This window comes from Falsiporphyromonas endometrii (assembly GCF_042654485.1).
GTDB classification, from domain to species: Bacteria; Bacteroidota; Bacteroidia; order Bacteroidales; family Porphyromonadaceae; genus Porphyromonas; species Porphyromonas endometrii.
Genome location: NZ_JBHSGO010000144.1, coordinates 1 through 7993, shown reverse-complemented (window position 1 = coordinate 7993; position 7993 = coordinate 1). Strand labels below are relative to the sequence as shown.

Here is a 7993-nt window from a genome sequence, read left to right as displayed (position 1 = left end):
CGATTTATTTGCGTGTTTGGGATTAGCCCAGACCCGCAAGTTATTGACAAACTTTTCAAAGAACTCATTTTATTTACTGCCAGAGCCGCTTAGGCTTGGATATTTTTTAACGAACTATTGTTTAATTGAGGAGGCTTTTATGTTGGTATTGATAATCATAGCAACGATGGCTTTGGGTATTCTCATTGGATATCTTCTTAGAAAATATGATTGTAGTCTTGTATCTAAGATCAGCACCTTGTCAGTCTGGGTGTTGTTGTTCCTTTTGGGAATTGAGGTTGGAGGTGACAAATCTATCATCAATGGTCTTCATACGATTGGTTTCGAAGCTTTTGTCCTTACTATCGGTGGCGTCGTGGGAAGTGTTTTGCTTTCATGGTTTTTGTGGATCTACATTAAAAGAAAAGACAAATGAAAGGAAGTATCATTATCATTGGATTTTTCATCTTAGGGACAATCTTTGGATATTATCATGTTTTGCCATTTGATTTGGCTCAGACTAAACTTAGCTTTTATACTCTTCTTGTACTTATCCTGACTGTTGGTATTGCCATTGGATCGGATAAGAACATTAAGAAAACTTTTAAGGCTCTAAATCCAAGAGTATTGCTTTTACCTCTATGTACTATTATCGGCACCCTTGCCGGTGTAGCATTCATAAGCCTATTGATCCCCGGAAGAAGTGTGTCGGACTGTATGGCTGTGGGATCGGGCTTTGCCTACTACTCTCTCTCTTCAATTATAATCACCGATTTTAAAGGACCGGAGCTTGGTACTATTGCACTAATGGCAAATATAATGAGAGAAATATTCACATTGCTTTGTGCTCCATTGTTGGCCAAATGGTTTGGTTCGTTTGCGCCAATATCTTCCGGAGGAGCTACCACAATGGATACCACATTGCCAATCATTACAAGCGTAAGTGGCAAAGAATATGCGGTAGTATCTATATATCATGGTTTTTTGATGGATTTCAGCGTGCCATTTCTCGTAACTCTCTTTTGTTCAATTTGAAAAGATCTTAACTATTAATCAACCTATAAATAACTTACCTAATGAGAAAATTATTTACAATTCTAATCCTTACCGTCTTTATTCTTCCAATTGCATATTCACAGAATGTGCAACTTCACTATGATTTTGGACGCCATATTTATGACAAAGATTTGGCAGAAAGGCCTCGTTTGACTTCTACTGTGGAGATGTTTCACCCGGATAAGTTTGGAAGTACCTATTTTTTCATCGATATGGATTATACCCAACAGGGAGTTGCTTCTGCTTATTGGGAAATCTCTCGTGAATTGAAGTTTTGGCAGTCACCTTTCTCTGCTCACCTGGAATACAATGGAGGTCTTTGCTCTTCTTTCCCATACAATAATGCTTACCTCGTTGGTAGTACCTATACGTGGAACAATGAGGACTATATGAGTGGATTTACCCTTTCCGCCATGTATAAATATATCCAAAAGTCACCCAAGCCGAATAGCTTCCAAATTACCGGTACATGGTATCTCAACTTTGCAAAGAATGGTATGTGTACATTCTCCGGGTTTGCTGATTTTTGGAAAGAGAAAACACCTGCGGGAAAGGATTATATCTTCTTGTCTGAACCCCAATTTTGGCTAAACTTATATAAGATTGATGGCATAAGTGATGACTTTAAGCTTAGTGTAGGAGGTGAGATTGAGCTTAGCAACAACTTTGCCGGCCGAGATGGATTTTATGCAATCCCAACTTTAGCTCTTAAATGGACCTTCTAATCTTATACCGTTACAACAATGTTACAGAAGTTATTTGGATTTGATCCCAAGAAAATGAATCTCAAGACCGAGCTTATTGCCGGTCTTACCACCTTCCTTACCATGAGCTATATTTTGGCTGTCAACCCTGATATACTGGGTTCTACCGGCATGGATAAGGGAGCGGTATTTACTGCAACGGCAATCGCATCTGCCATATCAACTCTTTTGCTTGCTTTTATGGCCAAGCTACCTTTTGCTCAGGCTCCAAGTATGGGGCTTAATGCATTTTTTGCATTCACCTTGGTGCAAGGAATGGGATATAGTTGGCAAGTGGCTATGACAGCAATGTTTGTGGAAGGGATTATCTTTATCCTTATCACATTCTTAAATGTTCGTGAATTGATTCTCAACAGTATCCCCATGAATCTTCGATATGCCATATCCGGTGGTATAGGAATGTTTATAGCTTTTATTGGGCTCAAAAACGCTCAAATTATTGTATCAGATCCGGCAACATTTGTCAAGTTTGGTCCATTTACTCCGGTTTCTTTATTGGCTATCATCGGTATACTCCTGAGTGGTATTCTGATTATCCGCAAGGTGAAGGGAGCATTATTTTTCAGTATTATCATTTGTACCATTATTGGTATTCCCATGGGAGTGACAGAGATCCCAAAAAACTTTATTCCGGTCTCTCTTCCCCACTCTATGGCTCCAACATTCTGTCAATTTGATTTTAGCCAAATCTTCTCTCTTGATATGGCCGTTATCATCTTTACACTTCTCTTTATGAATATCTTCGATACTGTAGGTACTTTGGTTGGTTTGGCTTCCAAGACCGGTGTGATGCAAAAAGATGGACAAATACCAAGAGTCAAAGAGGCCATGATGTCAGATGCTATCGGTACAACAATAGGTTCTATGATGGGTAGCTCTACCATTACGACATATGTAGAGAGTGCTTCAGGTATTGCAGAAGGAGGACGATCCGGTATGACTTCGTTTACCACAGGCATGCTTTTTATCGTTGCCCTTATCTTTTCACCTATCTTTTTGCTTATTCCAAGTGCCGCAACTTCAGGAGCATTGGTCCTCGTCGGTGTCTTTATGATGGATTCGGTAAGTAAAGTGGATATGACAGATATGAGCGAGGCTTTGCCGGCATTTGTTACCATGATTATGATGGTATTAACCTATTCGATAGCGGATGGGATGGTTTTGGGACTTCTAACTTATGTGTTGGTTAAAGTTGCAACAGGTAAGTTTAAGGATGTCTCGATTACAATGTATGTACTGGCAGTTTTATTTATATTGAAGTTCATCTTTGCTTAGATATTGTCACTAAGAAGTTGCATGGATCTATTTCCCAATATTCATGCAACTTCTTAGGCTATTAGATTATGCAGCTTTTCTACCTCTTGAGGTAGTGAAGCTGTTTTTTTATGACTCACATTAGATCCAATAGCAATATCCCAATGTATTATAAATTGCGAAAAAGATTGATTTTTAGTATCTTAGTGACAGATTAAGAATAAGATCTATGATGACAAGCATATTATTTACCATACTTTTGATTACCCTTTTGCTTGGAGGTATCTCCCTCCTTGTGGGTAAGATATGTCTTATCAAAGGGGAAGAGATTGAGGACTTTGTAATCATCAAATATGATCTCATGAATGGTCTTTCTCAAGGGACTGTGAAGTTCATCGAGAAAGGACTTTATTTGTTAAATACTGTTACCTTATTCAGTACTCCAAAAGCCACTCAAACAACACTCATTCAACTTCAAAACATCAAATTCGAGGGTTAGGCACACCTGACCTTCTTGCCAACTTTGCCCGTTTTATAGTACGAAACGGGCTTTTTTTATACGCTATTTTAACAAATAAGCTCGCGCGAGAAGCAATCTATTCTCGCGCGACCTTGACATGCGAAGTCGCGCTACTTCAAGTGCAACCTCGCGCGAGGTTACTTTCAAAGTAGCGCGGGGATGGATTGCAAGTCGCGCGACCTACCCAAAAAGGCAGCCTAAAAGCTATTTTTAAGCCGCCAAAAGATAAATAAAAATCACCATTTACATTATTTAATATATAGCAATACTGATAAATCTCTCTTCTGTCTGTTTTTGTAAGAAGAAAAGGCCATTTTTATGTCAAAAACAGGCTGTTTTTTATGCCCAAAAACCGCTAAATAAATTTACATTATTTAGCTAATAAGCTTCAATTTAAGCAAAAAAGATAGTTGTATTGTAGGTTCAAAAGATCTGTTTTATAAGACTGCAACCACTCTATCCTTTTCCTTATTTTGCGTTAGGATACAGATGACTTATCTTTGGTAACCCAAAAGTAAAATGCTTCGATGTCTGAAAGTTTATTGAATACGCTCCCCACCCTTTTTTTTGCAGAAGGTAAGTATGGATTGCTTTGTGATGGTAAGGAGATCCTTTCTCCTTCTTATGATGCAATCTATCCTTTTGAAGATGCCGGTATGGCTGCTATTGAAAAAGATGGTTTGTTTGGCTTTGTCAATCGTTATGGCCATGTCATAATACCTCCTATTTACGATCATGTTCATGCTTTCAATGCATTTGGCTTAACTCACGTTGAAAAAGATGGAAAACATGGATATCTCAACACCTTAGGGGAAGCTGTTATTCATTTGGAATATGATAAACTTTACGCTTTTGACACAATGGGTTATGTCTCAGCCAAAGTAAATGGCAAAATGGGTTTTCTTAATCAAAATGGGACTGTTGTGGTTCCACTTGAGTACGATATGACCTATTCTTACGACACCAATGGATTGGCCCATGTAGTCAAAGATTTTAAGCATGGATGTATAGACCGAGATGGGCATGAAATTGTCCCTATTAAATATGATGCCATTTTTACTTTTAAAGGAGGATTTGCTCCAGTCTCAGCTTGTGGTAAGATTGGTTTTGTCTGTGAAGACGGAAGAGAAATTGTGAAGCCTCAATATTCGCGAGTGCAAAACTTTAGTGAAGGACTTGCTGCTGTATGCAAAGAGGGCCTTTGGGGATTTATTGATGAAGAAGGGCGTGAGGTCATAGAAATTAGATTTACACTTGCCTTTCCTTTTCGTAAAGGTAAGGCACTCGTCTATGATAGCAAAGAGCCTAAGCTTATTGATAAGGCAGGTAACCTGAGTTTCCTTCCCTTTGATGAATACGACACACTCTTTTTTGATAGGCGTTTAAGGGTGAGGATAGGTAATAGATGGGGCTTTGTTGATTATAACATGAACGCGATTGTTTCACCCATCTTTGATCAAGCCTGGTCTTTTGACAAAGGTGTGGCTCGTGTTTGTGTAGATGGCAAGTATGGACTGATCGATACAGAGGGCAACTTCATTGTCGAAACTAAATATGATCAATTATTCCCGTTTCAGAAGAATGGCTTATCACATTTCGTTGAAGACAACCTGCATGGTCTTGTTAACCGTGAGGGAAAGGAGATTGTTGCAGCGAGGTATGACAATATCTTGAGTTTCCAAACGAATAATCTTTCAGAAGTTATTCTTGGAGGCTTTTTTGGCATTGTAAATAGTAAAGGAGAGGAGATAATCGCTCCAAAATATCAACGTATGTTTCTCTATAAAGAGCACCTTGCAGCAGTCAAGAAAAACGATCTATGGGGGTATGTTGATGAATCTGGGAATGAGGTTATTAAGCCTTGCTATGTAATGGCCAAATCATTTAACAAAGGGTTGGCTGAGGTCGTAACAACGGATGGAAAGCCCCTTATGATAGACACATCAGGCAACCCTGCATAAATCGAGGCAAACTCTAAAAGAGCATTGCATTACCCATTGGTTTCTCTGCCAAGTAAGCAATCTTTTTGATAAAGTAAATCTATTATACCATCAGCCAATCCCAGAACAGGGACATGGATATATTCGGCTTTGACAATCTCCGATATATTTATAAATATCTTCGCAGCAGGAACAATGACATCGGCACGATCCGGCTTAAGGTTGTATCGGCTCATTCTTTCTTCAAGATTGAGGGACGAAAGCTCTTGATATAGACTGCAAAGGGATTCGATTGGTAATCTTAAGCGATCCTTATCGCTATCTTTAGACAGGCGGAAGAGTTTATTGATATTACCTCCTGAACCAATAATATTGATGCTACTGCTACCCGATTGAACTACCAATTCGTTAAGATCTTTGGTTAATTTTTCCCAAACGGCAACTTTTACTGCATCATTAAGCATTCTTACCGTTCCGATATTGTAAGATCCTGTAAACCTTAAATCGCCATCAACAAGGAAATTGATCTCTGTACTACCACCACCCACATCAACGTATAGGTAGTTGCCTCTGCGGTCTTCCATACATTCCATATGATTGCTATAGACTATTCGAGCCTCTTCCTCCCCATCGATCAGATCAACCTTTATCCCCGTCTCCTTAGTTATATCATCAATAATTTTGGCTCCATTGGCTGCATCTCGCATGGCAGAAGTTGCACAAGCACGATAACTGCTAACTTCATATATCTTAAGAAGCTGGCGATAAGCTTTCATCAGACGAACCAACTTTTTGACTTTCCCGGACGAAACCTTGCCATTTTTGAAGACATCAAACCCCAAACGAAGAGGGACTCTGAGCATAATAACTTTGCTGAGTCGCTTATCTATGCGAGGTTCACTCTCATTAACCCTTTTGATTAGCAATCGGACAGCATTTGATCCGATATCGATGGCTGCATAATATTTCATTGTTGTTGCTGATTCTTCTCTTTATAATAGTTATACAACTCTTCTTGAGATCTAAACCGTTCCTTACTTTCAGTTGTTTTGGGAACATTCAATCCACTTCCATCAACGATAGTACTCTGACAATTGTCTTTTAATCCATAATCTATAACCCGCCACAAATCTTCTTTAATTGACGGATCATAGACCGGCGTAACCACCTCAATGCGATGATCGAGATTGCGAGGCATCCAATCCGCAGAGCCAATGAATGTTTTGTTTTCTCCTCCCGCAGCAAAAATGAATATACGTGAATGCTCCAAATATCTATCAATGATACCACATGCTGATATTGTGTCACTTATTCCCTTTTTGCCGGTTATAAGAGAACAATTTCCCCTCACCACAATATCTATAGGTATGCCATAAGAAGATGCTTCATACAGCTTCCTGACCATAGTTTCTTCTGTTATATGATTGATCTTTATTCGTATATAGGCGGGTTTGCCGGCAAGTTTGTTTCTGATTTCATCGTTGATCAGTTTGATAAACTTATTCTTCATCTCATTGGGAGATACCAACAATTCTTTGAAAGTTAGCATTGAATAAGGTCGTTCGATGAATGTAAATACATTATGAATGTCTTTTACAATAGTCGGAGAAGATGTCATAAGAATATAATCGGTATATGCACGAGCATTCCCTTCATGGAAGTTGCCGGTGCTTATACAGGCAATATCTCTGCCATGCTTCATCGAAATATGAATAATCTTGGAGTGAACCTTCAAGCCTTCAACCCCAAATATCACATGAATACCGGCTTCCTGCATGATTTGAGACCAGTCGATATTCATGGATTCGTCAAATCTTGCCAATAATTCGATTACGACTGTCACCTTTTTGCCATTCCTCGCAGCACATATAAGAGACTTTACAACTTTAGAATCTTTTGCAAGACGATATAGAGTTATCTGAATACTCTTGACCTCTTTACTTATAGATGCCTCCTGAAGAACACGTATCAGATAGTCGAAACTTTGATATGGGACATGAATAGCACAATCCCGATTTTGTATTCTCTCCAACAAACTATCTGTACTTCTTAGCTCAGGTAAAATCAATGGTTTCCAAAGAGGATATTTAAGGTCAGGTCTACGAAATGGTTACAACAACAAATAGAGCTAAAGCTTGATAAATAGATGTAAGGGAAATATCTACCGGTCAAGAATAAGCAATAGATTTTGTAGGATACAACTCTATATCTATGCTATTCTTGTAATAAAAATCAAATTAGCTACAACCTGTTATTTATTGACACAATGATGCGCTGTCTATATCATAAATTGGACTATAATAGGAACTTCAAAGAGCAATAATAATATGGATAAACCTTTCAATGGATGGACAAACGATACTGTCCCAAAAAAGTGTGTAAGACCCAAGACTATTATCTTTGAAAAAATAAAATAAAACAGTAAAACAGTATGGATCTCACACGAGTACAAATTAAAGAAATTATTTCGAATTGTCTGG

Annotated in this window: 7 protein-coding genes and 2 pseudogenes; 7 read left to right on the top strand and 2 right to left on the bottom strand. The window is 38.5% G+C overall.

Annotated elements, in window-relative coordinates; all coding sequences use genetic code 11:
• The 7 genes and pseudogenes from ACFO3G_RS04490 to ACFO3G_RS04460 all read left to right on the top strand — a co-directional run.
• A pseudogene (locus ACFO3G_RS04490) lies at positions 1-93 on the top strand (transposase); the annotation flags it as partial.
• Positions 94-139: 46 nt separating this feature from the next.
• Positions 140-415, top strand: coding sequence for a LysO family transporter (locus tag ACFO3G_RS04485; RefSeq protein WP_321741212.1), 276 nt, complete (start codon positions 140-142; stop codon positions 413-415).
• Positions 412-1014 carry a LysO family transporter gene (locus ACFO3G_RS04480; RefSeq protein WP_380078378.1) on the top strand — a complete coding sequence of 201 codons (603 nt, stop codon included), beginning with the start codon at positions 412-414 and terminating at the stop codon, positions 1012-1014. Before ACFO3G_RS04485 ends, ACFO3G_RS04480 begins: the two co-directional genes overlap by 4 nt.
• A gap of 41 nt (positions 1015-1055) precedes the next feature.
• A complete protein-coding gene (locus tag ACFO3G_RS04475) occupies positions 1056-1760 on the top strand; it encodes a nucleoside-specific channel-forming Tsx family protein (RefSeq protein WP_380078376.1) in 705 nt (234 codons plus the stop codon).
• Positions 1761-1778: 18 nt separating this feature from the next.
• Positions 1779-3074 (top strand): NCS2 family permease, encoded by a 1296-nt coding sequence (locus ACFO3G_RS04470; protein WP_380078374.1) that lies wholly within the window; start codon positions 1779-1781, stop codon positions 3072-3074.
• Positions 3075-3282: 208 nt separating this feature from the next.
• Positions 3283-3552, top strand: coding sequence for a hypothetical protein (locus ACFO3G_RS04465; protein ID WP_380078372.1), 270 nt, complete (start codon positions 3283-3285; stop codon positions 3550-3552).
• Positions 3553-4100: 548 nt separating this feature from the next.
• Positions 4101-5534 (top strand): WG repeat-containing protein, encoded by a 1434-nt coding sequence (locus ACFO3G_RS04460; RefSeq protein ID WP_380078370.1) that lies wholly within the window; start codon positions 4101-4103, stop codon positions 5532-5534.
• A 29-nt stretch (positions 5535-5563) separates the two neighbouring features.
• Here ACFO3G_RS04460 and ACFO3G_RS04455 read toward each other — a convergent pair whose 3' ends face one another.
• Together ACFO3G_RS04455 and ACFO3G_RS04450 are read right to left on the bottom strand one after the other, a co-directional pair.
• Positions 5564-6484 (bottom strand): Ppx/GppA phosphatase family protein, encoded by a 921-nt coding sequence (locus tag ACFO3G_RS04455; protein WP_380078368.1) that lies wholly within the window; start codon positions 6482-6484, stop codon positions 5564-5566.
• Positions 6481-7614 (bottom strand): annotated as a pseudogene (locus tag ACFO3G_RS04450) (phospholipase D-like domain-containing protein); the annotation flags it as partial. The gene ACFO3G_RS04455 and the pseudogene ACFO3G_RS04450, both read right to left, overlap by 4 nt.
• Between the last annotated feature and the right edge of the window lie 379 nt (positions 7615-7993).

What these genes read in the sequence shown, in the direction of transcription:
- ACFO3G_RS04485 (WP_321741212.1), top strand. Translation starts at nt 140, where the DNA reads ATGTTGGTATTGATAATCATAGCAACGATGGCTTTGGGTATTCTCATT.
- ACFO3G_RS04480 (WP_380078378.1), top strand. Translation starts at nt 412, where the DNA reads ATGAAAGGAAGTATCATTATCATTGGATTTTTCATCTTAGGGACAATC.
- ACFO3G_RS04475 (WP_380078376.1), top strand. Translation starts at nt 1,056, where the DNA reads ATGAGAAAATTATTTACAATTCTAATCCTTACCGTCTTTATTCTTCCA.
- ACFO3G_RS04470 (WP_380078374.1), top strand. Translation starts at nt 1,779, where the DNA reads ATGTTACAGAAGTTATTTGGATTTGATCCCAAGAAAATGAATCTCAAG.
- ACFO3G_RS04465 (WP_380078372.1), top strand. Translation starts at nt 3,283, where the DNA reads ATGATGACAAGCATATTATTTACCATACTTTTGATTACCCTTTTGCTT.
- ACFO3G_RS04460 (WP_380078370.1), top strand. Translation starts at nt 4,101, where the DNA reads ATGTCTGAAAGTTTATTGAATACGCTCCCCACCCTTTTTTTTGCAGAA.
- ACFO3G_RS04455 (WP_380078368.1), bottom strand. Translation starts at nt 6,484, where the DNA reads ATGAAATATTATGCAGCCATCGATATCGGATCAAATGCTGTCCGATTG.